Annotated in this window: 15 protein-coding genes; 8 read left to right on the top strand and 7 right to left on the bottom strand. The window is 72.1% G+C overall.

What is annotated here, in order from left to right; translation table 11 throughout:
- Positions 1-98: 98 nt before the first annotated feature.
- Positions 99-632 (top strand): DUF4240 domain-containing protein, encoded by a 534-nt coding sequence (locus tag ACFYPA_RS11250; protein WP_359085199.1) that lies wholly within the window; start codon positions 99-101, stop codon positions 630-632.
- Between the two features lie 45 nt (positions 633-677).
- On the opposite strand, the gene ACFYPA_RS11245 is transcribed toward ACFYPA_RS11250, so the two are convergent.
- Complete coding sequence (locus ACFYPA_RS11245; protein ID WP_359085200.1) at positions 678-1,328, bottom strand: DsbA family protein; 651 nt, start codon at positions 1,326-1,328, stop codon at positions 678-680.
- A gap of 132 nt (positions 1,329-1,460) precedes the next feature.
- Here ACFYPA_RS11245 and pepN (ACFYPA_RS11240) point away from each other — a divergent pair, with 132 nt between their 5' ends.
- From pepN (ACFYPA_RS11240) to ACFYPA_RS11225, 4 genes are all read left to right on the top strand, one after another.
- Positions 1,461-4,058 (top strand): aminopeptidase N, encoded by a 2,598-nt coding sequence (gene pepN / locus ACFYPA_RS11240; protein ID WP_359085201.1) that lies wholly within the window; start codon positions 1,461-1,463, stop codon positions 4,056-4,058.
- Between the two features lie 266 nt (positions 4,059-4,324).
- The gene (locus tag ACFYPA_RS11235; RefSeq protein WP_359085202.1) at positions 4,325-5,401 is read left to right on the top strand and encodes a hypothetical protein; all 1,077 of its coding nucleotides are present in this window, start codon (positions 4,325-4,327) and stop codon (positions 5,399-5,401) included.
- Between the two features lie 178 nt (positions 5,402-5,579).
- Positions 5,580-8,891, top strand: coding sequence for a S8 family serine peptidase (locus ACFYPA_RS11230; protein WP_359085203.1), 3,312 nt, complete (start codon positions 5,580-5,582; stop codon positions 8,889-8,891).
- Between the two features lie 188 nt (positions 8,892-9,079).
- Positions 9,080-10,108 (top strand): aspartate-semialdehyde dehydrogenase, encoded by a 1,029-nt coding sequence (locus ACFYPA_RS11225; RefSeq protein WP_359085204.1) that lies wholly within the window; start codon positions 9,080-9,082, stop codon positions 10,106-10,108.
- Positions 10,109-10,162: 54 nt separating this feature from the next.
- Here ACFYPA_RS11225 and ACFYPA_RS11220 read toward each other — a convergent pair whose 3' ends face one another.
- Positions 10,163-10,663 (bottom strand): DUF1203 domain-containing protein, encoded by a 501-nt coding sequence (locus ACFYPA_RS11220; protein WP_359085205.1) that lies wholly within the window; start codon positions 10,661-10,663, stop codon positions 10,163-10,165.
- 113 nt (positions 10,664-10,776) lie between these two features.
- Here ACFYPA_RS11220 and pepN (ACFYPA_RS11215) point away from each other — a divergent pair, with 113 nt between their 5' ends.
- Both pepN (ACFYPA_RS11215) and ACFYPA_RS11210 read left to right on the top strand, forming a co-directional pair.
- Positions 10,777-13,353 carry an aminopeptidase N gene (pepN, locus tag ACFYPA_RS11215; protein ID WP_359085206.1) on the top strand — a complete coding sequence of 859 codons (2,577 nt, stop codon included), beginning with the start codon at positions 10,777-10,779 and terminating at the stop codon, positions 13,351-13,353.
- Positions 13,354-13,527: 174 nt separating this feature from the next.
- Complete coding sequence (locus ACFYPA_RS11210) at positions 13,528-15,228, top strand: FG-GAP repeat domain-containing protein (RefSeq protein WP_389131240.1); 1,701 nt, start codon at positions 13,528-13,530, stop codon at positions 15,226-15,228.
- A 135-nt stretch (positions 15,229-15,363) separates the two neighbouring features.
- Here ACFYPA_RS11210 and alc read toward each other — a convergent pair whose 3' ends face one another.
- The 5 genes from alc to ACFYPA_RS11185 form a co-directional block, all read right to left on the bottom strand.
- Positions 15,364-16,503: an allantoicase gene (alc, locus tag ACFYPA_RS11205; protein ID WP_389131237.1), complete on the bottom strand. Its 1,140-nt coding sequence runs from the start codon at positions 16,501-16,503 to the stop codon at positions 15,364-15,366.
- Between the two features lie 58 nt (positions 16,504-16,561).
- Positions 16,562-17,482: a LysR family transcriptional regulator gene (locus tag ACFYPA_RS11200; protein WP_389131234.1), complete on the bottom strand. Its 921-nt coding sequence runs from the start codon at positions 17,480-17,482 to the stop codon at positions 16,562-16,564.
- A gap of 115 nt (positions 17,483-17,597) precedes the next feature.
- Positions 17,598-17,810, bottom strand: coding sequence for a hypothetical protein (locus ACFYPA_RS11195; protein ID WP_328898272.1), 213 nt, complete (start codon positions 17,808-17,810; stop codon positions 17,598-17,600).
- Positions 17,811-17,848: 38 nt separating this feature from the next.
- On the bottom strand, positions 17,849-20,194 hold the full coding sequence (gene malQ, locus ACFYPA_RS11190) for a 4-alpha-glucanotransferase (protein WP_359320945.1): 2,346 nt from the start codon (positions 20,192-20,194) through the stop codon (positions 17,849-17,851).
- Positions 20,195-20,467: a hypothetical protein gene (locus ACFYPA_RS11185; protein ID WP_359085211.1), complete on the bottom strand. Its 273-nt coding sequence runs from the start codon at positions 20,465-20,467 to the stop codon at positions 20,195-20,197.
- Between the two features lie 310 nt (positions 20,468-20,777).
- On the opposite strand from ACFYPA_RS11185, the gene ACFYPA_RS11180 reads away from it, so the two are divergent.
- Positions 20,778-23,777: a beta-N-acetylglucosaminidase domain-containing protein gene (locus ACFYPA_RS11180; protein WP_389131231.1), complete on the top strand. Its 3,000-nt coding sequence runs from the start codon at positions 20,778-20,780 to the stop codon at positions 23,775-23,777.
- Positions 23,778-23,789 lie beyond the last annotated feature (12 nt).

Here is a 23,789-nt window from a genome sequence, read left to right as displayed (position 1 = left end):
AGCCGGCCGCTCCCATCGAGCCGGGCCTCCGCGTGGACGGGTGCCAACGCCCCCGCCTCCTCCGGTCGTTGTCATACCCCTGCCGCATGCTTCGTTCCATGGACACCAAGGACTTCTGGAAGCTCATCGACGACGCGCGCACCCTGGTCGTCGACCCCGCCGACGCCGAGGCCGTGGCCGAGCGGGTGGCGGCGCTGCTCGCCGAGCGGCCGGCGGACGACATCCTCGCCGCGCAGCAGCTGTTGTGGGACCTGATGGCGGCTTCCTACCGGGCCCCGCTCTGGGCCGCGGCGTACACGATCAACGGCGGCTGTTCGGACGACGGTTTCGACTACTTCCGGGGCTGGCTGATAGCGCAGGGCCGCGATGTGTTCGAGCGGGTGGTGGCCGATCCGGACGCGCTGGCCGGCCTGCCGGTGGTCAGGGCCGCGGCGGCCGAGGGCGCCGATCTGGAGTGCGAGGGGGTGCTCGCGGTCGCGTGGGACGCGTACCGGGAGGCGACGGGCGAGCAGCTGCCCCAGGGCGCGTTCACCATCGACTACCCCGACCTGGACCCGGAGTGGGACTTCGACTTCGACGACGCGGAGCGGGTCGCGCTGCGGCTGCCCGAGCTGGACGCGCTGTACGGATGAGGCGCTGGGGCGCGGGGCCGGCGTGCCCCGCACCCCTCCTCGGGGTCAGTCGAAGACCGGGCCCTGGGTGCGGGTCCGCTTGATCTCGTAGAAGCCCGGGATCGACGCGACCAGCAGCGTGCCGTCCCACAGCTTCGCCGCGTCCTCGCCCTTGGGGGCGGGGGTGACGACCGGGCCGAAGAAGGCGATCTGCTCGCCGTCCGCGCCGGGCACCGCGATCACCGGGGTGCCGACGTCCTGGCCGACCTTGTCGATGCCCTCCTGGTGGGAGGCGCGCAGCTCGGTGTCGTACGCGTCGGAGTCGGCGTACTCCGCGAGCTCGACGGGCAGGCCGACGTCCTTCAGCGCGCCCTCGACCGCCTCGCGGGTGGGGCCCTCGCCCTGGTTGTGGAAGCGGGTGCCGAGCGCGGTGTACAGCGGGCCGACGATGTCGTCGCCGTGCTTCTGCTGGGCGGCGATCACCACGCGGACGGGGCCCCAGGCCTTGTTCTCCAGCATGTCGCGGTACTCGTCGGGGAGCTCGTCCAGCCGGTTCTCGTTGAGCACGGCCAGGCTCATCACGTGCCAGCGGACCTCGACGTCGCGGACCTTCTCCACCTCCAGCATCCAGCGGGAGGTCATCCAGGCCCACGGGCAGAGCGGGTCGAACCAGAAGTCGGCGGGGGTCTTGCCGGTCACCGTGCTGTTGTCAGACATCTCTCTCCTCATGAGGACCGATCGCATCCTGTGCCCGAGAACACCGCCGGGCGCGTCAGCCATTCCCGCATGCCTGGCCGGAAGGCGGCATGGGAGGATCAAAGTATTCGAACGTGACACAAAGGAGTGCTCGTGCCCGGTGAAAACCTGTCCCGCGACGAGGCCCATGAGCGGGCCGAGCTGCTGAGCGTCGACGGTTACGACGTCGCCCTCGACGTGCGGTCCGCGATCGGCGGGCCCGACGGAGAAGGTGAGCAGGGCGCCGGTCCGCGGACCTTCCGCTCAGTGACGACGATCCGGTTCCGCTCGGCGCGCGCCGGTGCGACGACCTTCGCCGACCTGATCGCCCCGTCCGTGAACGCGGTGACGCTGGACGGCACGGCGCTGGACCCGGCCACCGTCTTCGACGGGGTGCGCGTGATGCTGGCGGACCTGCCGGCGGGCGAGCACGTCCTGGTGGTCGACGCGCAGTGCGCGTACAGCAGGACCGGTGAGGGCATGCACCGCTTCGTCGACCCGGAGGACGGCGAGGTCTACCTCTACACCCAGTACGAGCCGGCGGACTCGCGGCGCGTCTTCGCCAACTTCGAGCAGCCCGACCTCAAGGCCCCCTTCCGCTTCCGGGTGACGGCCCCCGAGGAGTGGACGGTCTGGAGCAACGGGGCCGAGGAGTCCCGCGAGGGCGGGGTGTGGCGGTTCGCCGAGACGAAGCCGATCTCGACGTACATCACCGCGGTCGTCGCCGGTCCGTACCACTACGTGACCGACTCCTACAGCCGTACGCTCGATGACGGCACGACGCTGGACATCCCGCTCGGCGCGATGTGCCGCAAGGGGCTCGCCCGGCACTTCGACGCCGACGACGTCTTCCTGATCACCAAGCAGGGCCTGGACTTCTTCCACGACAACTTCGACTACCCGTACCCGTTCGGCAAGTACGACCAGGCCTTCGTGCCCGAGTACAACCTCGGCGCGATGGAGAACCCGGGCTGTGTCACGTTCCGCGAGGAGTACATCTACCGCGGGAAGGTGACGCAGGCGGCGTACGAGCGCCGGGCCAACGTCATCCTGCACGAGATGGCCCACATGTGGTTCGGCGACCTCGTCACCATGCAGTGGTGGGACGACCTGTGGCTCAAGGAGTCCTTCGCCGACTTCATGGGCGTCTTCGCGATGGTGGAGGCCACCCGGTTCGACAACGGCTGGATCACCTTCGCCAACAACCGCAAGGCGTGGGCCTACCGTGCCGATCAGCTGCCCTCCACGCACCCGGTCACGGCCGACATCCGTGACCTGGAGGACGCCAAGCTCAACTTCGACGGCATCACCTATGCCAAGGGCGCCTCGGTCCTGAAGCAGTTGGTGGCGTACGTGGGGCGGGAGGCGTTCCTGGAGGGCGCACGGCGCTACTTCAAGAAGCACGCGTACGGCAACACGCGGCTGGGCGACCTGCTGTCGGTGCTGGCCGAGACGTCCGGCCGGGACATGACCTCCTGGTCGCGCTCCTGGCTGCAGACCGCCGGCGTCAACACGCTGACCCCGGTGGCGACCTACGACGCCTCGGACCGGATCACGGAACTGGCGGTCCTCCAGGAGGCGGCCGAGTCCCACCCGGAGCTGCGGCCGCACCGGGTCGCGGTCGGTCTGTACCGGCGCACGCCCGACGGTGACCTGGTGCGGTACGCCCGGGCCGAGGCGGACGTGGCGGGCCCGCGCACCGTGATCACGGAGCTGGCCGGGGCCGAGCGGCCCGAGCTGATCCTCGTCAACGACGACGACCTGACGTACTGCAAGGTCCGCTTCGACGAGGTGTCGCTGGCCACGCTCCGGGCGCACCTGGGCGACATCACGGACCCGCTCGCGCGCGCCCTGTGCTGGTCCGCACTGTGGAGCCTCACCCGGGACGGACTGATGCCGGCCCGTGACTTCGTCTCGCTGGTCCTGGACTTCTCCGGCCGGGAGACCGACATCGGCGTCCTGCAGATGCTGCACGCCTGGACCGGGACGGCCCTGGTGCACTACGCGGCCCCGTCGTGGCGCGAGGAGGGCGGCCGGGCGCTGGCCGAGGGCGCGCTGCGCGAGCTGCGGCTCGCGGCTCCGGGCAGTGAGCCCCAGCTGGCGTGGGCCCGCTTCTTCGCCGGGGTGGCCTCCTCCGACACGGACTTCCAGCTGCTGACCGGGCTGCTCGACGGCACGGCCCGGATCGACGGGCTCGACGTCGACCAGGAGCTCCGGTGGGCGTTCCTGTCGCCGCTGGCCTCGCACGGCGTGGCCGACGAGGCGGCCATCGGCGCCGAGCTGGCCCGTGACGACACGGCGTCCGGCAAGCGGCACCAGGTGCGGTGTCTGGCCTCGCGGCCCTCGGCCGCGGTCAAGGCGCAGGCGTGGGCGGGCGTCGTGGAGTCGGACGCGCTGTCCAACGCGCTGGTGGAGGCCACGATCCTGGGCTTCTCGCAGTCCTCGCAGCGGGAGTTGCTGGCGCCGTACGCGGCCAAGTACTTCGAGGCGATCGAGCGGGTGTGGGCCGAGCGGTCCATCCAGATCGGGATGGCCGTGGTGAGGGGCCTGTTCCCCGATCTCCAGGACGATCCCGCGACCCTGAAGGCGACGGACGCGTGGCTGACGGAGCACGCGGACGCGGCGCCGGCGCTGCGACGGCTCGTGCTGGAGGCGCGGGACGACCTTGCGCGGGCGTTGCGGGCCCAGGCGTGTGACGGCCCGGCGGTCTGAGGGCTGTCCCGCGTGAGCCCTCGCCCGGGGTACCGCTCACACCGGTGAGGGTTCCGTCGTCGAACGCAGGAGGGGCCGGGTTCGCGGGGCGTGCGCGTGCGGCGCGCGGGGGCGCCGGTGCGCCCCCGCCGACCGGCTCATAATCCCTGGCGGGTCGGCCCTTTTCGGCACTCGAACGGCCGTGCTTCAGGACGGCGTTGTCCTGGAATGTCGACGGGCCTGTAACAGGGGTTAAGGTCCCGGCCGCCGACGGGATACACCGGAGCATGAACCCGAACACCCCGCTCTCCCCCTGCCACCTCCGCCTCCCCTCCGATGTCCGGCAACGCGTCGTTTCCGCCGCCCAGTTGAAGGCCCGTGGGGTCTCCCCCGCACAGGCCGCCGCGCAGTGCGGGACCGGCGGTCCGTGGCAGCAGCCGCTGCCCGGCGTCTTCGTGCTGCACCCGGGGCCGATCGGAGGCCGGGAGCGGTGGCGGTCGGCCCTGCTGTACGCGGGACGGCCACCGGCCTCCGGGCGGCGGGCCGTGCCGGCGCAGGCCGGTGGCGGCACCGACCCCGGGTACGGCGAGGCGATGATCACCGGGCTGGCCGCGCTCTCGCTGTACGGCTTCGCCGCCGCGCCCCCCACCGTCGCCACGGATCGCGGGCGCGTCGACGTACTGGTGCCCCGCGTCCGCCGGCTGCGGTCGGTCCGGTACGTCCGTCTGGTGCGCAGTTCCGATCTGCCGGCCCCGGAGCAACTGGACGGACTGCCGGTGGCGCCGGTGGCCCGTGCCCTCGCGGACGCCGTGGCGGGGCTGCGGGACGCCCATGCGGTACGCCGGCTGCTCACCGAGGCGGTCCGCGGCGGCCACTGCGAACCCGCGGTCGTGGTCGGTGAGCTGAACCGCGCCAAGGTGCTCGACCGCCCCCAGGTGGTGAACGCCGTGGACTCACTGCTCGCCGAGGGCCGGGCGCTCGCGGAGGAGCGGCTGTACGACATGGTGCGCGCGCACGGGCTTCCGGAGCCGCTGTGGAACGTGGACCTGCGCCTGCCCGGCGGCCCGCACCTGGGCGCGGTCGACGCCTACTGGCCCGAGGAGGCGGTCGCCGTGGAGCTGGACACCAGGGCCCCGCGCCACAGCCGGCTCGACGGCGGCCACCGCCAGGAGGAGCACGAGGCCGAGTGGTCCGCGTACGCCGCCCGGCGCGAGCACCTGGAGCGGCTCGGCGTCACCGTCGTCCACCTCACTCCGGGGAAGCTGCGGGACTCACGGGAGCAGCAGGCGACCGTGGTCCGCACGGCGCTGATGGCGGCGGCCGACCGCGAACCGGCCGCGTACGTGATGATCCTGCCCCGGTGAGGGGCCTGTGCCCGTCACGTATCGGCCGTTTCGTCCCGTGTGACGCTTCGGCCCCACTGGCGGAATTCCGCCATGTACACAACTCGCCCCTCGCAACTCTCCACAAACCCCTGTCATTTACGAAAGGGTGAGCGGTCATCCGGTACCGATTTCCGGACTCTCTCTTTCACATACAGGGATGCTGATGACCTCCGAATCCCCCAGCTCCATACCCGGGGCGAGACGCGTGGCCCGCGTCGCGGCCGCCGCCGGACTGGTGGCCGCACTGGCCGCCACCGGTGCCGCCCCCGTCTTCGCGGCCGACGACCCGGCCACCGCCCCCGTCAAGGCCGCCGCCGGCAACGCCTCGGCGGACAAGCTCGGCACGGCCGACGCCGATGTTCTCGCCAAGGCCAAGGCCAAGGGCGAGAAGAACATCACGATGATGGTCGCCACCGCCCCCGGTGCGACCGAGCAGGTCACCGAGCAACTGGACGCCGTCAAGGGCTCCGTGCTGGGGCGTGCGTACGACAAGCTCGGCTACGTACGGGTCACCGTGCCCACCGCGGCCGCCGAGTCCACCATCAAGGCGGCCTCGAAGCTGACCTCCGTCCAGGGCATCGATCTCAAGCAGGAGATCGTGCTGGACGACCCGACGCCCGCGGCCGACCGGGCGACCGGCGCCAAGGCGTCGGTGAAGTCGACGGGCACCTACCCGGCGCCCGGGAAGAAGACCCCGGCGAAGAACCCGTACAACCCGTCCTTCGAGACGGGTGCGGTCGACTTCGTCAAGCAGCACCCGAAGGCCGACGGGCGCGGCGTGACCATCGGCATCCTCGACTCGGGTGTCGACCTCGGCCACCCCGCGCTGCAGAAGACCACCACCGGTGAGCGCAAGATCACCGACTGGGTGACGGCCACCGACCCGGTCAGCGACGGCGACGGCACCTGGCTGCGGATGACCGCCTCGGTGACCGGCCCGGTCTTCACGATCGGCGGCCGCACCTACTCGGCACCGGCCGGCCAGTACAAGATCCAGCTCTTCTCCGAGGCCGCCACCAAGGGCGGCGACATGGCGGGCGACCTCAACCGCGACGGTGACACCACCGACGTGTGGGCCGTCCTGTACGACCCGGTCACCGGCACCACCCGGGTGGACCTGAACAACAACGCGGACTTCTCCGACGACGCCGTCCTCCTGCCCTACAAGGACAAGCACCAGGTCTCCTACTTCGGTACGGACGACCCGCGGACCGACGTCGTCGAACGCATCCCGTTCGTCGTGGAGACCCGCAAGAACGTCGTGTACAACGCGGCGGGCAACACGTCCGACTACGTCAACATCGGCGTCATCGAGTCCGAGCACGGCACGCACGTCGCGGGCATCACCTCCGCGAACGGCCTGTTCGGCGGCCAGATGGACGGGGCCGCGCCCGGCGCGAAGATCGTCTCCTCGCGCGCCTGCACCTGGTCCGGCGGCTGCACCAACATCGCGCTCACCGAGGGCATGATCGACCTCGTCGTGAACCGCGGTGTCGACGTCGTCAACATGTCGATCGGCGGACTGCCGCCGCTCAACGACGGAAACAACGCCCGCGCGGAGCTCTACAAGCGCCTCGTCGACATCTACGGCGTCCAGCTGGTCATCTCGGCCGGCAACGACGGTCCGGGCGTCAACACCATCGGTGACCCCGGCCTCGCCGACCACGTCATCTCGGTCGGCGCGTCCATCTCCAAGGAGACCTGGGCCGCGAACTACGGCTCCGGCGTCACCAAGAAGTACGACATGCTCCCCTTCTCCTCGCGCGGTCCGCGTGAGGACGGCGGCTTCACGCCGACCCTGACGGCACCCGGCGCGTCGATCAACTCGACGCAGACCTGGCTGCCCGGCGGCCCGGTCAAGGAGGCGGGCTACTCCCTCCCGGCCGGCTACTCCATGCTCCAGGGCACGTCGATGGCCTCCCCGCAGGCCGCCGGCGCGACCGCGCTGCTGCTGTCCGCCGCGAAGCAGAAGCACATCGAGCTGCCCCCGGCCGATCTGCGCACCGCACTGACCAGCACCGCCACCCAGATCAAGGGAGTGCCCGCGCACGCCCAGGGTGCCGGTCTGATCAACATCGTCGGCGCCTGGAAGCAGATCCAGAAGCAGGGCGCCCCGGCGCACGAGTACGCGGTCAAGGCGCCGGTCGACACCGCGATCGACTACGCGCTGAAGACGCCCGGCTTCGGGACCGGCCTGTACGACCGCGAGGGCGGCCTCAAGACCGGCCAGAAGAAGTCGTACGACGTCACCGTCACCCGCACCACGGGCCCGGACAAGGACGTCAGGCACAAGCTGTCCTGGAAGTACAACGACGGCACCTTCAAGCTGACCGGCCCGAGCACCGTCTCGCTGCCGCTCGGCAAGCCGGTGACGGTCAAGGTCCAGGCGAAGCCGGGCAGCGCGGGCGTGCACAGCGCGATCCTGCAGGTCGACGACGCGAAGACCTCCGGCGTGGACCAGCAGATCCTCGCCACGGTCGTCGTCTCGAAGGAGCTCGTGAAGCCGGGTTACGCCTACACGGCGTCCGGCTCGGTGCAGCGCAACGGCACCACCTCGTACTTCGTGACCGTGCCGGAGGGGTCCAAGACCCTCGAGGTCGCCATGAGCGCCCTGCGCTCGGGCAGCCAGACCCGCTTCATCTCCATCCACCCGTACGGGGTCGCGGTGGAGGACAGCGGGACGCCGTTCTGCTACCCGAACTACGACAACCCGGCCAACACCTGCCGCCCCGACGTGCGCTCGTACGCCGACCCGCAGGCCGGTGTCTGGGAGATCGAGGTCGAGGCCCGGCGTACGTCGCCGCTGCTCGACAACCCGTACAAGCTGGATGTCTCGCTGCTCGGCGCGACCTTCGACCCGGCGGTGCAGACCATCGCCGAGGCGAAGATCGGCACCCCGGCCGCGGTGGACTGGACGGTCACCAACAACGCCGGTGACCTGACGGGCCGGCTCAAGGGCGGCTCGCTGGGCTCGGCCGACGTCGAGCGTCCGTCGATCTCCACGGGCGGCGAGTACGTCAAGGAGGTGACCATCGGTGCGGGCGTCGAGAAGCTGGACGTCGCCATCGGCGGCACCTCGGACGCGAACGCCGACCTCGACCTGTACGTCTACAAGGGCACGGCCGAGGTGGGCGCCTCCACCACGGCCGGTTCCGAGGAGGCCGTCAGTCTGGTGAAGCCCGCCGCGGGCACGTACACGGTCGTCATCCAGGGCTACGACGTCCCGGCCGGCACCACCGAGTACGACTACCGCGACGTGTACTACTCGCCGTCGCTCGGCGCGATCAACGTCGACGAGTCGAAGGCCGTCAACCTGGCCTCCGGCGCGTCGGCCCAGGTCGGTGCCGAGGTCGCGGTCGCCGGGGCGGCCCCCGAGGGCCGGCAGTTCTTCGGCGAGGTCCAGCTGGTGAACGCACGCGGCACCGCCGCGGGCACCGGCAGCGTCGTGATCGAGAAGGTCACGCCGTAACCGCGTCGCCGTAGGCATGTGATCCGTACGACAGTGGGGCGGGCGCCGAGCGGGCGCCCGCCCCACCGCGCTGTCCGGCTCTCCCAGCCCTCAGTCCGCAGGCCGGACAATGGATTGGACAAGGAAGCCGTGGACAGACGCATCATGGAGCGGCAACCGTGCCCGTTCGTACGTTTGAAGGAGTCCCCGTGAAGGTCGGAATCGTCGGCGCCACCGGTCAGGTCGGCACAGTCATGCGCAGCATCCTGGCCGAGCGGAAGTTCCCCGTCGCCGAACTGCGGCTCTTCGCCTCCGCACGCTCCGCGGGCTCCACGATCGCCTACGAGGGCACCGACATCACCGTCGAGGACGCCTCCACGGCCGACTACACGGGCCTGGACATCGTGCTGTTCTCGGCCGGTGGCGCGACGTCGAAGGCGCTCGCCGAGAAGGTGGCCTCGCAGGGCGCCGTCGTGATCGACAACTCCTCCGCCTGGCGCAAGGACCCCGAGGTCCCGCTGGTCGTCTCCGAGGTCAACGCGCACGCGATCGCGAACCGCCCCAAGGGCATCATCGCCAACCCGAACTGCACCACGATGGCCGCCATGCCCGTGCTGCGCCCGCTGCACGACGAGGCCGGTCTCCGGACGCTGACCGTCGCCACGTACCAGGCGGTGTCCGGCTCCGGAGTGGCCGGCGTCGCCGAGCTGCACGGCCAGGCCTCCAAGGTCGTCGCCGACGCCGACAAGCTGACCCACGACGGCGGCGCCGTCGACTTCCCCGAGCCGGGCGTCTACAAGCGCCCCATCGCCTTCAACGTGCTGCCGCTGGCCGGTGCCATCGTGGACGACGGTTCCTTCGAGACGGACGAGGAGCAGAAGCTCCGCAACGAGTCCCGCAAGATCCTGGAGATCCCGGAGCTGAAGGTGTCCGGCACCTGCGTCCGCGTCCCGGTCTTCTCCGGTCACTCGCTCCAGATCAACGCCCGTTTCGCCCGTCCGATCAGCGTGGAGCGCGCGTACGAGCTCCTGAAGGACGCCCCCGGCGTCGAGCTCTCGGAGATCCCGACCCCGCTCCAGGCGGCCGGGCAGGACGCGTCCTTCGTCGGGCGCATCCGGGCCGACGAGACCGTGGAGCACGGTCTGGCGCTGTTCGTCTCCAACGACAACCTGCGCAAGGGCGCCGCGCTGAACGCGGTGCAGATCGCGGAGCTGGTCGCCTCGGAGCTCGCGGGCTGACCCTGTTCAGCCCCGCCGGCGAGTGAGGAGCGGGGCCCGGGGCGGAGCCCCGGGTCAGGCTCGGCGTACCTCGAAGTGCCAGCACCCGTACTCCACGGCGCGCACGTGCACCAGCGCCACCTCCGGATCGGCGAAGGCCTCCGTGAAGGCCTCGTCGTAGCCCCGCTCCTCGTCCGCCGGGATCTCCATCAGCCGGCCGCCGACGATGTGCCCGTCCGCGTCGTACCGCCGCACGGTGCGCAACGCGCCCGCCCGTGAGAACGGGTAGCCGGGCCGGTCGGCCGCCGGCCCCTCGCACTCCCGCGCGTGGATGAACACCGGCCCCTGCTCGTCGTACGCCCCCGGCCGGGCCCACGTGGCCGCCGCCCAGCGCCGCAGCGGCGCGTACGACACGAGGGCGATCTCCTCCCCCACCTCGTTGCCCCGCAGGCAGCAGCGCAGCGGGCTGCCCGCGTCCGTGGCGGTGTACGCGACGCACGGGCGCCCCGCGTCGTCGGTGTCCCGGAGTTCCTTGAGCGCGGCCGGGTCGATCGCGCGTGCCTCGTAACTGGTCATATGACGAGAATGGCCCGCGCCGCCGCCGCGGTCCGGCGGAAAATGGACATCGCCCTGGGCACGGGTGACGTGGAAGGATGACCGGAAACATCGCATATCAAGGAGATGACCGCGTGCCTGGCACGAATCTGACCCGCGAAGAGGCACAGGAGCGGGCGCGCCTGCTGACCGTGGACGCGTACGAGATCGATCTCGACCTCTCCGGAGCGCAGGAGGGCGGGACCTACCGGTCCGTCACCACCGTGCGCTTCGACTCCGCCGAAGCCGGTGCGGAGACCTTCATCGACCTGGTCGCCCCGGCGGTGCACGAGGTCGAGCTGAACGGCAGGGCCCTGGACGTCGCGGCCGTGTTCCGTGACTCCCGGATCACGCTGGCGCACCTGGTGGCGGGTTCCAACGAGCTGAAGGTCGTCGCCGACTGCTCGTACACGAACACGGGTGAGGGCCTGCACCGCTTCGTCGACCCGGTCGACGAGCAGGCCTACCTGTACACCCAGTTCGAGGTTCCGGACGCGCGCCGCGTCTTCGCGAGCTTCGAGCAGCCGGACCTGAAGGCGACCTTCCGGTTCACCGTGAAGGCCCCCTCCGGCTGGACCGTGATCTCCAACTCGCCGACGCCGGAGCCCAAGGACGACGTGTGGTCGTTCGAGCCGACGCCGCGCATCTCCACGTACATCACCGCCCTGATCGCCGGTCCGTACCACTCGGTGCACAGCAGCTACGAGAAGGACGGCCAGTCCGTCCCCCTCGGCATCTACTGCCGCCCCTCGCTCGCCGAGTACCTCGACGCGGACGCGATCTTCGACGTGACCCGGCTGGGCTTCGACTGGTTCCAGGAGAAGTTCGACTACGCGTACCCCTTCGCCAAGTACGACCAGCTCTTCGTCCCGGAGTTCAACGCGGGCGCGATGGAGAACGCGGGCGCGGTCACCATCCGTGACCAGTACGTCTTCCGCTCCAAGGTGACGGACGCGGCGTACGAGACGCGGGCCGAGACGATCCTGCACGAGCTCGCCCACATGTGGTTCGGCGACCTCGTCACCATGGAGTGGTGGAACGACCTGTGGCTGAACGAGTCGTTCGCCACCTACACGTCGATCGCCTGTCTGGCGTACGCCGACGGATCACAGTGGCCGCACTCCTGGACCACGTTCGCCAACTCCATGAAGACGTGGGCGTACCGCCAGGACCAGCTGCCCTCGACCCACCCGATCATGGCGGACATCCGTGACCTGGACGACGTCCTGGTCAACTTCGACGGCATCACCTACGCCAAGGGCGCCTCGGTCCTGAAGCAGCTGGTGGCGTACGTCGGCGTGGACGCGTTCTTCCAGGGCGTGCAGGCGTACTTCAAGGCGCACGCGTTCGGCAACACGCGCCTGTCGGACCTGCTGGGCGCGCTGGAGAAGACCTCCGGGCGCGACCTGAAGACCTGGTCGAAGGCGTGGCTGGAGACCGCGGGCATCAACATCCTGCGCCCGGAGATCGAGACGGACGGAGACGGTCACGTCACCTCGTTCACCGTCCTCCAGGAGGCGCCGGCGCTGCCGGCGGGCGCGAAGGGCGAGCCGACGCTGCGGCCGCACCGGATCGCCATCGGCTTCTACGACCTCGACGCGGCCGGCAAGCTGGTGCGTACGGACCGGATCGAGCTGGACGTCGACGGCGAGCGCACCACCGTGCCGTTCCCGGCCGGCACCGCGCGTCCCGCCGTCGTCCTCCTCAACGACGACGACCTCTCGTACGCGAAGGTCCGCCTCGACGAGGAGTCGCTGCGGGTCGTCACGGAGCACCTGGGCGACTTCACCGAGTCGCTGCCGCGCGCCCTGTCCTGGGCGTCCGCCTGGGACATGACCCGCGACGGCGAGCTGGCCACGCGCGACTACCTCTCGCTCGTCCTGTCCGGGGTGGGCAAGGAGACGGACATCGGTGTCGTCCAGTCGCTGCACCGTCAGGTGAAGCTGGCGCTGGACCTGTACGCGGCGCCGGAGTGGCGCGAGGCGGGTCTGACCCAGTGGACCGAGGCGACGCTCGCGCACCTGCGCGCGGCGGAGCCGGGCAGCGACCACCAGCTGGCCTGGGCCCGCGCGTTCGCGGCCACGGCCCGCAACCCGCAGCAGCTCGATCTGCTGCAGGCGCTGCTCGACGGCACCGAGGCGATCGAGGGCCTGGCCGTCGACACCGAGCTGCGCTGGGCCTTCGTCGAGCGGCTGGCCGCCACCGGTCTGCTCGACGACGAGGAGATCGACGCCGAGTACGCGCGCGACCGGACCGCGGCGGGTGAGCGCCACGCGGCGGCCGCCCGTGCGGCACGGCCCTCCGCGGAGGCGAAGGCGGAGGCGTGGGCCTCGGTCGTCGAGTCCGACAAGTTGCCGAACTCCCTCCAGGAGGCGGTCATCGACGGGTTCGTCCAGACGGATCAGCGTGAGCTGCTGGCCCCGTACGCCGAGAAGTTCTTCGCCTCGGTGAAGGACGTCTGGGAGTCGCGGAGCCACGAGATGGCCCAGCAGGTCGCCATCGGCCTCTACCCGGCGCTCCACGTCTCGCAGGAGACCCTGGACGCCACGGACGCCTGGCTGGCCTCGGCCGAGCCGGGTGCCGCACTGCGCCGGCTGATGTCGGAGTCGCGCTCGGGTGTGGAGCGGGCACTGACGGCCCGGGCCGCGGACGCCGCGGCGGCGACCGCGTAGGCGTGATCCGAGGGCGGGGGCGGGCGTCCTGGACACCCGCCCCCGCCGTGCGTTGGACCGAAGAGGCCCCGGTGAAGGCGATGTGACCCTGTGGTGTAGGTTCCGGGCACGCCATGGGGGTACCTGGCGTTGCGCGGCAGCAAGCGCTGTCGCCGTCATTCGGGGGGATGTTGCATGCGAAGAATCCTGGCCGTTTCGGGTGCGGTGGCGCTTCTTGCCACCGGCGCCCTCGCGGGGGCCGTGCCCGCCGCTGCGGCCGACTATTTCGCCTTCGAGATGGGGCGCGACTGGACGCTCATGCCCGGCGAGGGCCGGGCCGAGATCGGTCCGACCGGGTGGTACGACGAGGCCGACGGAACCATGGTCTACGCCCTGAGCAAGAAGCAGTTGAACGACCCGGCCTGGGCCGCCGGGGGTGTGCCCGCGGGGCTGGAGGTCTCGCTCGACCCGGACTGCAGGAAGGCGAGCACCGTCGGCGTCTATCTCTGTGACGCCCACGGCAGTGTCTCCTATCCGGAGGTTTCGGCGACGGCCACGGCCACACACGGCACCACGGCCTATGTGGGGCTGGCGTACGCGCCGGACGGCAGCAACGTCGACAAGGCGGTCAAGGAGGCCCAGACCGCGGCGACGTTCTCCGAGGACGGTCTGCACGCCGCCCGCACCATCACCGTCAAGTCGGCCGAGCACGTCGCGCAGAACACGCTCACGTTGAACACACCGGCGCTGAAGGCGGGCGACTCGGTCACCCAGTCGATCACCGTGCACGCGGTGGACGCGGGGCATCTCTCGATCACGTTCGACCCGTCGGAGGGCCAGCGCGGCTGGGAGGAGTCCGAGGCCGACATCACGATCGACTCGGTCTCGCGAGGCGACAACACGACCTGTGACCACACACTGGGATCGGTGGCGTACGGCGGAGAGGTCCGCTGCGATGTCACGCCGGGCGATGTCACGGTCGAGTACACGCTGACCGCCGGCGCGAAGGTGGCGGCGTGGAAGGTCGCCGCCTCCGCGGTGTACGAGGTCTACAACTGGGGCACCCACAACCCCGAGACGTCGAGCCAGTTCGCGATCGACAGCCCGTACCCGGTCAGGCCGCACCACCTGCTCCTGGCCCGTGGCAAGGACGGGCTGCTCCGCTCCCACTACGGGACCGGTAGCGCCTCGCAGCCCTTCCGGGACTTCGAGGAGGTCGTCGGCCGCGGCTGGAACATCTACAACCAGCTCACCAAGCTCGCCCCGGTCACCGTGCAGGCGGGCGGCGGCGGCCTGGTGGGCCGCGACACGTCCGGTGTGCTGTGGCACTACCGCACGACCGGCGACTGGAACACCCTGGCGGGGCGGACCAAGGTCGGTGGCGGCTGGAACGCCTACAACAAGCTGGCGGGTGTCACGGACGTGACGGCCGACGGCAAGGCTGACCTGCTGGCCCGCGACGTGTCGGGCGTGCTGTGGCTCTACAAGGGCACCGGCACCAACACGGCCCCGTTCGCCGCGCGGACGAAGGTCGGCGCCGGCTGGAGCGTCTACAACGAGCTCACCGGCGCGGGTGACGTGACGGGCGACGGCAGGGCGGATCTGCTGGCCCGCGACTCCTCGGGTGTGCTCTGGCTGTACAAGGGCACGGGCAAGGCCGCGACGCCGTTCGCTGCCAGGACCAGGGTCGGCGGTGGCTGGAGTGCGTACCGCTCGATGTCCTCCCCCGGCGACCTGACTGACGACGGCAGGGCCGACCTGGTCGTCCAGGACAAGTCCGGCGTGCTGTGGCTGTACCGGGCGACGGGCAGCACGACGGCTCCGTACGCGGCGCGCGTCAAGGTCACCGGCGCGGGCGAGACGTCGACGATCAGCGGGTACAACACCCTGCTCTGACGGGCTCGCGGGAACACCGAGCGCCCGGACCGGCATCGCCGGTCCGGGCGCTCTCGCGTGACCGGACGCCTGGTGAAGCCGCCCGGCGACGGGGCACGAGGCGCAGCCGTTCGCCGGGCGGTGGTTCCGGAGGGCCTACGAACCCGACTCCTCGTACCGGCGGGCCAGTTCGGCCGTGCCGGACTCCGTCAGCGAGCCGTGCAGGCGCATCCTGGCCACCCCGCCGTCGGGGAAGGCGTCGAGGCGGACGTGGGTCACCACGGCCTGGGCGCGGAGCGGGAATCGGTGCAGGGTGTCGGGCTGGAGCCTCGTGCGCGGGATGATCTCGAACCACTCGCCCGTCTCGCCGTTGCGGCCCTGGAGGGCGATCCAGCCGGCCGCGTTGCCCTTGAGGTAGGCCGTGTCGATCTCGACCGCGCGGACCGCGCCCTGGGCGGGCAGCCGGAAGCGGACCCAGTCGTTGGTGTCGCGGACGCGGCGGCGGCGGTTCTCCCAGCCGTCGTCCATCTTGCGGGAGGTGCCGGGCAGGATGATCTGGGTCGGCGAGGAGTAGAAGCGGTCCGAGGCGTCCTCGTAACTGCCGCCGTTCAGGACCGAGATGAGATCGAAGGTGCCGAGCGTGGCGAGCCAGGACGGGTCGGGGAGCACCTCGCCGTGCACCCGGAGTCGGGCGATGCCGCCGTCGGGGTGCTGGCACAGGCGCAGGTGCGTGTAGCGGCGCCCGCCGGTGATCTCGAAGCCGTTGGCGGCGTGGCCGCGTACGGCGGTCGGCGGGACGATCTCCTCCCACTTCACGTCGTCGGCGAGGAGCTCGGCGGGGCCGGGCGAACCCGCGACGGAGGCCGCCTGGACCGAGACGCGCTGCGGGTAGTTGCCGCGGAAGTGCGCGGTGTCGACGACGATGCCGCGGATGACGCCGGGGGCGCCGAGGCGGATCAGGGCCCAGTCGTGCTCGTCCGGGGCGGGGAAAGGGTGGGCGGCGTCCGCGCCGCGCCGGCGGCGGGTCTCCCAGCCGTCCATGATCTTGCCCTTGTGGCCGAAGTGCTCGGGATCGAAGACGGCGCGCTCCCGGACCAGGAGGTTCTCGCGCTGGGCGAAGAACTCGTCGTTGGCGGCGATCACGCCCGCGCCGAGACGGCGGTCGGCGAGGTCGACGAGTTCGGTGAAGGGGAGCTCGGTGGTGCGGTAGTCGGCGTACGGGTCGCCACCGCCGTAGGGGGCCGCGTCGTTGGCGTGGGGATCCTCGTGGTGGTTCTCATTCTGTTCGAAGGTCATGCGTTCACTGTCGTACGACGGAAGCCATTAGGTCCATCGAAAGTTTCCGCATGAAACGTTAAGGCAAGCTGAACGGTTTGGCCGCCTCGCGCAACGCCGCGAGCACCCGGGCCACCGCCGGACCGTCCTTCGCCCCCTGCCGGACCGCGGCCACGACATGGCGGCGCGGCCGGTCCGCTTCGAGGACGCGCAGCACCACCCCGTCCCGGCCCTGCCGCTCCGCCGACGCCATGCGCGGGATCAGCGCGACCCCCATGTCCGCCTCGACCATGGCGAGGATCGCGGTCCAGCCGGAGGCGCTGTGCGCCTGTTCCGGGACGAAGCCCGCGGCCTCGCACGCGGCCGTGGTGATCTCGGACCAGGGACCCGAGCCGCCGAAGATCCACGGCTCGGCGGACAGGTCCGCCAGCCGCAGCCCTGGTGCTCCGGCGAGCCGGTGGCCGGCCGGAAGGGCCACGTCCAGCGGGTCCGCGAGCAGGGGCAGCACGGCGAACCTGGGGTCGCGGGCGGTCGGGGCGTGGGCGGCCAGCGAGAGCGCCAGGTCCACCTCGCCGGCGACGAGGAGTTCGTACGCCTGCGCCGCCTCGGCCTCCCGGACCCGTACGTCGGGCCCCGGGCGGTCCTGGCCACGCAGCGTCTGTACGGCGGGCACGACCAGGGCCGGCACGGCGGTGGCGAACGCCGCGATCCGCACCTCGCCCGCCTCGCCGTGCAGATAGCCGGTCAGTTCCGCGTCGGCCCGCTCCAGTTGGGCGAAGACCGCCTCGGCGTGGCGGAGTACGAGGTGGGCGGCGTCGGTCAGGCGGACGCGTCGGCCCTTCGCCTCCAGCAGCGGTACGCCGAGCTGCCTGGAGAGGTTGGAGAGCTGCTGGGAGACGGCCGACGGGGTCATCAGCAGCGCCTCGGCGGCCGCGGTGACGGTGCCCCGGTCGCGCAGGGTGCGCAGGATGCGGAGCTTCTTGACGTCCCACTCGATCATGGCCGCAACCTACCGGGACGCCCGGGGCCGTGTCCGGGTCCGGACATGCGAATGCGCCGCGCGGTACGTAGGTACCGGCGGCGCACCCGGGATGACCGGGGTGTCCCGAGAGGGACTAGGCCTGCTTCTTGGACTTGTCGAGGACCATGACCAGGCCCGCGATGACCGCGAACAGGACGATGGGCGCCACGACGAACAGACCGATCGTGTCGATCACGCTCAGGCCGGGACCCGGGTCGTCACCGTCGTCGCGGGTGAGCGCGAGCGCGGGGGACGACATCAGCAGCATCATCAGCGTCGTTCCGGCAGCGACGGCGCCGGCGCGCATAGCGTTCTTCTTGTCCACGGTGCAAACGTAGCGAACGCCTACGAGGGCCGCGCGCCCGGGGGTGCCGTACGGGTCCTCGGCGGCTCCGGACGTGGCCGCAGGACATCCATCAGCCGGTGCAGCCGCGGTGAGGCGGCGAGTTCCTCCAGGGTGACCGGGTGGCCCTCGGCGTCGGCGATGGGCAGCCGCCAGTTGGGGTACTCGTCCCAGGTGCCCGGCAGGTTCTGCGGGCGGCGGTCGCCGATGGTGTCCGGGAGCCAGACCCCCGCCATGCGGGCGGGGGTGCGCAGCAGGAAGCGGTGGACGGCGCGGACGGCGGCCTCCTCGTCGCCGCCGCCCTCGGGGAGCATGCCGAGGCGCGAGAGGAGGCCGAGCCACTCCGCTGTGTCGGTGCCGTCCTCGGTGCGTTCCTCCTCCAGCGAGCGGGTGAGCAGGCCGAGGCGGTGGCGCAGCGACACATGGTCGCCGGTGAGCCGGGCGGCGGTGGACGGCAGGTCGTGGGTGGTGGCGGTGGCCAGGCAGTCCTCGCGCCACTGTTCGGGGGCGAGCGGGCGGCCGGTGCCCTCCCAGTCGCGCTCGAACCAGAGCACGGAGGTGCCGAGGACGCCGCGGCGGGCGAGCGCCTCGCGGACGCCCGGTTCCACGGTGCCGAGGTCCTCCCCTATGACGACGGTGCCGGCGCGGTGGGCCTCCAGGACGAGGACGGCGAGCATCGCCTCCGCGTCGTGACTGACGTAGGTGCCTTCGGTGGGCGGGCGCCCCTCGGGCACCCACCAGAGCCGGAAGAGGCCCATGACGTGATCGATGCGCAGGGCCCCGGCGTGGGCGAGGAGCCCCCGCAGCAGCCCTCGGTACGGGGCGTAGCCGGACGCGGCGAGCGCGTCGGGTCTCCAGGGCGGCAGCCCCCAGTCCTGGCCGCGGGCGTTGAAGGCGTCCGGGGGCGCTCCGACGGACATGCCGTGCGCGAAGGCGTCCTGCTGGGCCCAGGTGTCGGCGCCGCCGGGGTGCACGCCCACGGCGAGGTCGTGGACGATGCCGACGGCCATCCCCGCGTCCTTCGCGGCGCGCTGGGCGGCGGCGAGCTGAGCGTCGGTCAGCCAGGCGAGACGGCAGTGGAAGTCGACCCTGTCCAGCAGTTCGGCGCGGGCGCGGGCGGTCTCCTTGGAGCGGGGGTCGCGCAGCCCGGCCGGCCAGGTGTGCCAGTCGGAGCCGTGCACCTCGGCGAGGGCGCACCACAGCGCGTGGTCCTCCAGGGCCTGCCCCTGCTCGGCGAGGAAGTCGCAGTAGGCGGCGCGGCGGCCGGGGGTGAGGGGTACGCCGACGAGGATGCCGAGGGCCTGCCGCTTGAGCGCCCAGACGGCGTCCCGGTCGATCAGGGCGCCCTTGCTCAGCACCGCCTCGCTGAGCTCTCCGGCCCGGCGGCGCAGTTCGGCGAGGGCGGCGGGGTCGGGGGCGTGCCCGTACTCCGGGACGGACTCGATGCGCAGGTGCACGGGGTCGGGGAACCGCCGCGAGGACGGGCGGTAGGGCGAGGGGTCGGTGGGGTCGCCCAGGACCGCGGCGTGCAGCGGGTTGACCTGGACGAAGCCGGCTCCGAGGCAGCGCCCGGACCAGGAGGCGAGGTCGGCGAGGTCCCCGAGGTCCCCCATGCCCCAGGAGCGGGCGGAGAGCAGGGAGTAGAGCTGGACGAGGAAGCCGTGGCTGCGCTCGGGCGGCTGCGGGACCCGGGCGGGGGCGACCACGAGCGTGCAGGTCTCGGCGGGCGCGCCCGGTGGCCGGACGGTCAGCCGGTGCACGCCCAGCGGCGGCTCGGCCCACCAGCGGGGCGCGGCGGGGGCCTCGGGAGGCGCGGGGGCGGCCGCGGGGGCGGCGGGGGCCTGCCTCGCTGTCGCAGTCACCGTGGGTGCCGTTGCCGTAGTCGCCATCGGTGGCGGTGCCGTTGCCGTTGCCGTTGCCGTTGAGGGCGTCGCTGTCGTTGCCGCCATCACTTTCGCGGGGCCCTCGACGCTGAGGACGGCTCGCACAGGATCCTGGCCGGAAACGGCCGGAATCGTACCCCCGGCGGGCACGCGCATCGGGGCCGGCGGGGCCGCGGTGTGCTCCTCCGGCCGGACGGTCAGTTCCGTGCCGGGCGGCAACGCGGTCAGGGCCGGCGGCGGCGGCTCCCCGCTCCACACCACCAGCGTGGCCGGGAGCAGCCGTGAGGCGGCCGCGGACTCGGCGGCGGCAAGCGCCTCCCGTACCGCTTCCGGCGTGGCGGCGTCGACACCGAGGGCGGCGAGCACCGCGACGACCGTGCCGTCGGGGACGGGCACCGTGACGTCGGCGGACGGGGAGAAGGAGGTGGCGACGCCGTGCAGTGCGGCGAGCCGGGACAAACCCATTCAGACTCCTGGGGACACCATGCCCCGAGCGCTGCCGGAAGAAGCCGGCTCGCTGGTCAGCGGGGCGAGGACGGCGAGCGGGGGTTCGCTGGTCAGAGGTGTGGCATCGGCGAGCGGGGGCTCGCTGGTCAGGGGTATGGCGTCGGCCAGCGGCGCCTCGCTCGTGAGCGGGCCGGGCGTGCTGAGGGTGGCCGGGGACGCGCTGATGAACGGGGCGGGACCCGGTACCTGTTTGGACAGGGCGGAGAGCAGAAGCTGCGCTGCGGCGGGCATGGTGGCCTCCTGGCCGTGGGGAACAGGACACAGCAGACCTACCCAGCGGACGCGGCCGCAGACGTAGGCGTTATGACAACGAGTTCAACGTGCTTCGGGTCACAATCCGTTCCCCTGGGGCCGGTTATCCGTAAGACGTCCGCCGATTTCGGCCATTCGGCGTCGTCTTTCGCGTGTGTGGACGGCCGTCGCGAACGCTCCGCCACGATCGTCATATCGGGCATTCACCCCACAGCTACCATGCACATTGACACCCTCGCGCGCGGGTGGTGGGCTCGGAGCCCACCGGTGGGCGCGAGGGAGGACAGGCATGCGGCTCAGGCGCAGGAAGCACGCGACGGCCGTCGCCGTGGCCGTGCTCGGCGGGCTGCTCTCCGCGGGAGCTCCGGCCGCCGTCGCGGCCCCCTCGGCGCCCGGCACCCCGGCCGTCACCACACCGGACCGCAGCGACGACGCCGCGCCGCCCGCCGTGTGGCCGCGGCCGCAGAGCATCACGGCGTCCGGGTCCCCTGTCCCGCTCGCCGGCGAGGTGACGCTCGTCGCCGACGACCTCGCCGACCCGTACGCGCTCGAGGCGCTCCGCCAGGTGCTGCGCGACGCGGGCGTACGGACCGTCCACGCGTCGCTGCCCGGTGGCGGGCCCGTCATCCGCTTCGGCGGGGAAGGCGCCCTGGACGCGCTGCGTACGCTGCGCGCGCCGGAGCGCGCCGACCTCCCGTCCGGCGGGTACCGGATCGCGGTCGGCCGGGTCGCGGGCCGGGACACCGTCGCCCTGGACGGCCTCGGCGACGACGGTCTGTTCCACGCGGTGCAGACGCTGCGTCAGCTGACCGACGGCGGCCGCATCGCCGGTGTCACCGTCCGGGACTGGCCGGCCGGTGCCGTACGCGGGATGACGGAGGGCTTCTACGGACAGCCCTGGTCCCACGAGGAACGGCTCGCCCAGCTGGACTTCATGGGCCGCACCAAGCAGAACCGCTACCTCTACGCGGCCGGTGACGACCCGTACCGGCAGGCCCGGTGGCGCGATCCGTACCCCGCCGAGCGCCGTACCGAATTCCGCGCGCTGGCCGAACGGGCCGCCGCCCGGCACGTGACGCTCGGCTGGGCCGTGGCTCCGGGCCAGTCCATGTGTATGTCGTCGGAACGTGACGTGAAGGCGCTGACGAAGAAGATCGACGCGATGTGGGCGCTGGGGGTGGGGGTCTTCCAGGTGCAGTTCCAGGACGTCAGCTACAGCGAGTGGCACTGCTCGGCCGACGCCGACACCTTCGGCAGCGGCCCCGAGGCGGCGGCCAGGGCCCAGGCCCGGGTCGTGAGCGAGGTGGCGCGCCATCTCGCGGACCGCCACCCGGGGTCGGAGCCACTGTCGATGATGCCGACGGAGTTCTACCAGGACGGGGCGACGGACTACCGCACGGCGCTCGCCGGGGAGCTCGACGAGCGGGTGCAGGTGGCCTGGACCGGCGTCGGGGTCGTACCGAGGACCATCACCGGTGGCGAACTGGCCGGCGCCCGCACCACGTTCCGCCATCCGCTGGTCACGATGGACAACTACCCGGTCAACGACTACGCGCAGGACCGGATCTTCCTCGGCCCCTACACGGGCCGGGATCCGGCGGTCGCCATCGGTTCGGCGGCCCTCCTGGCCAACGCGATGGAGCAGCCGTCCGCGTCCCGGATCCCGCTGTTCACCGCCGCCGACTTCGCGTGGAACCCGAAGGCATACCAGCCGCAGGAGTCCTGGCAGGCGGCCCTGGACGATCTCGCGGGCGGTGACACCCGCGGCCGGGACGCGTTGCGCGCGTTGGCGGGCAACAGCACGGGTTCCGTGCTGGGTGGCGACGAATCGGCGTATCTGCGGCCCCTGTTGGCCGCGTTCTGGAAGTCCCGTACGGCCGACGGCGCCCCGGCGGGCGACGAGGCGGCACGGCGGCTGCGGGCCGCGTTCACGCTGATGCGCGAGACCCCGCAGCGGCTGAGCGGACTGGCCGACGGGCGACTCGACGACGAAGTGCGTCCTTGGAGCGAGCAGTTGGCCCGCTACGGCCGGGCGGGCGAACTGGCCGTCGATCTCCTCCAGGCGCAGGCGCGCGACGACGGGGCGGCCGCCTGGGAGGCCTCGCTGGCCCTGGAGCCGGCACTGAAGGCCGTGAAGACGGGCGGTGCGACGGTCGGCAAGGGGGTGCTCGGCCCGTTCCTCGACCGGGTGCGCAAGGAGGCCGACGCCTGGGAGGGGTCGGACCGCGACAACGGCACGGTGACCGAGGCCCCGGGTAGCTACACGGTGCGGTTCGGCCGGACGCGCCCACTGGAGGCGGTCACCGCGATGACGGTCCCCGGCGGCGACTCGGCCGCGTCTGGGGCGACGGTCCAGGCCCATGTGCCCGGCGAGGGCTGGCGGAGCCTCGGCGCCCTTTCGGCGCGGGGCTGGACCCAGTCACCGGGCCAGGGTGTGCGGGCGGACGCCGTCCGGATCAGCTGGCCGACCGCCACCCCCGCGGTCACCGGCGCACCGCCCCTGATCATCCCCCCGCTCGCGGGCACCTCCCCCTCCACCGGAACGGCGCCCCGGGTTCGCGCGCTGGTGCCGTGGTTCGGTGACGAGCCGGCCGCCCGGCTCGCCCTCGCACGCGGGGAGACGGACGCCGTGATCGGCGGCGGGCCGCTGCAGATCGGGGCGCGGCTCTCCGCACGCCGCCCGGCCGAGGTGCGCGGCGCGCTCACCGCGAAGGCGCCCAAGGGCATCAAGGTCCGGGTGCCGAAGCGGACGACCGTGCCGCGCGGCTCCCGTACGGAGGTGCCCGTGGAGATCACCGTCGCCGCGGACACGCCCGCGGGTGAGTACCGGGTGCCGTTCTCCTTCGGTACCGAGGAGACCACCCTGACCGTCCGGGCCTTCCCCCGCACGGCCGGCCCGGATCTGCTGCGCACGGCCACCGCGTCCTCGTCCGGCGACGAGACCGCGGACTTCCCGGCCTCCGCCGCCTCGGACGGCGACCCGGAGACCCGCTGGTCCTCACCGGCCGAGGACGGCGCCTGGTGGCAGGCCGAACTGCCGGCCCCGGCCCGGATCGGCCAGGTGGTGCTGGACTGGCAGGACGCGTACGCCTCCCGCTACCGCGTACAGGTCTCCGCGGACGGGCGCACCTGGCGCACGGCCGCCACCGTCAGCAACGGCGGGGGCGGGCACGAAGCGGTCCGGATGGACGCGAAGGACACCCGCTTCATCAGGGTCCAGGGCGACGCGCGGGCGACCGAGTACGGCTACTCGCTCTGGTCGGTCCAGGCGTACGCCGTGGCGGAGTAGCCCGGCCGGCGG

Source organism: Streptomyces sp. NPDC005775, assembly GCF_042871565.1.
In the GTDB taxonomy this organism is placed as follows: Bacteria; Actinomycetota; Actinomycetes; order Streptomycetales; family Streptomycetaceae; genus Streptomyces.
This window is presented reverse-complemented; position numbering and strand designations above follow the sequence as displayed.

Excerpts from the sequence above, each read along its gene's own strand:
- ACFYPA_RS11200 (WP_389131234.1), bottom strand. The coding sequence starts at position 17,482 with ATGATCGAGTGGGACGTCAAGAAGCTCCGCATCCTGCGCACCCTGCGC.
- ACFYPA_RS11235 (WP_359085202.1), top strand. The coding sequence starts at position 4,325 with ATGAACCCGAACACCCCGCTCTCCCCCTGCCACCTCCGCCTCCCCTCC.
- ACFYPA_RS11230 (WP_359085203.1), top strand. The coding sequence starts at position 5,580 with ATGCTGATGACCTCCGAATCCCCCAGCTCCATACCCGGGGCGAGACGC.
- ACFYPA_RS11180 (WP_389131231.1), top strand. The coding sequence starts at position 20,778 with ATGCGGCTCAGGCGCAGGAAGCACGCGACGGCCGTCGCCGTGGCCGTG.
- ACFYPA_RS11210 (WP_389131240.1), top strand. The coding sequence starts at position 13,528 with ATGCGAAGAATCCTGGCCGTTTCGGGTGCGGTGGCGCTTCTTGCCACC.
- alc (WP_389131237.1), bottom strand. The coding sequence starts at position 16,503 with ATGACCTTCGAACAGAATGAGAACCACCACGAGGATCCCCACGCCAAC.
- malQ (WP_359320945.1), bottom strand. The coding sequence starts at position 20,194 with ATGGGTTTGTCCCGGCTCGCCGCACTGCACGGCGTCGCCACCTCCTTC.
- ACFYPA_RS11245 (WP_359085200.1), bottom strand. The coding sequence starts at position 1,328 with ATGTCTGACAACAGCACGGTGACCGGCAAGACCCCCGCCGACTTCTGG.
- ACFYPA_RS11220 (WP_359085205.1), bottom strand. The coding sequence starts at position 10,663 with ATGACCAGTTACGAGGCACGCGCGATCGACCCGGCCGCGCTCAAGGAA.
- ACFYPA_RS11250 (WP_359085199.1), top strand. The coding sequence starts at position 99 with ATGGACACCAAGGACTTCTGGAAGCTCATCGACGACGCGCGCACCCTG.
- ACFYPA_RS11195 (WP_328898272.1), bottom strand. The coding sequence starts at position 17,810 with ATGCGCGCCGGCGCCGTCGCTGCCGGAACGACGCTGATGATGCTGCTG.
- ACFYPA_RS11185 (WP_359085211.1), bottom strand. The coding sequence starts at position 20,467 with ATGCCCGCCGCAGCGCAGCTTCTGCTCTCCGCCCTGTCCAAACAGGTA.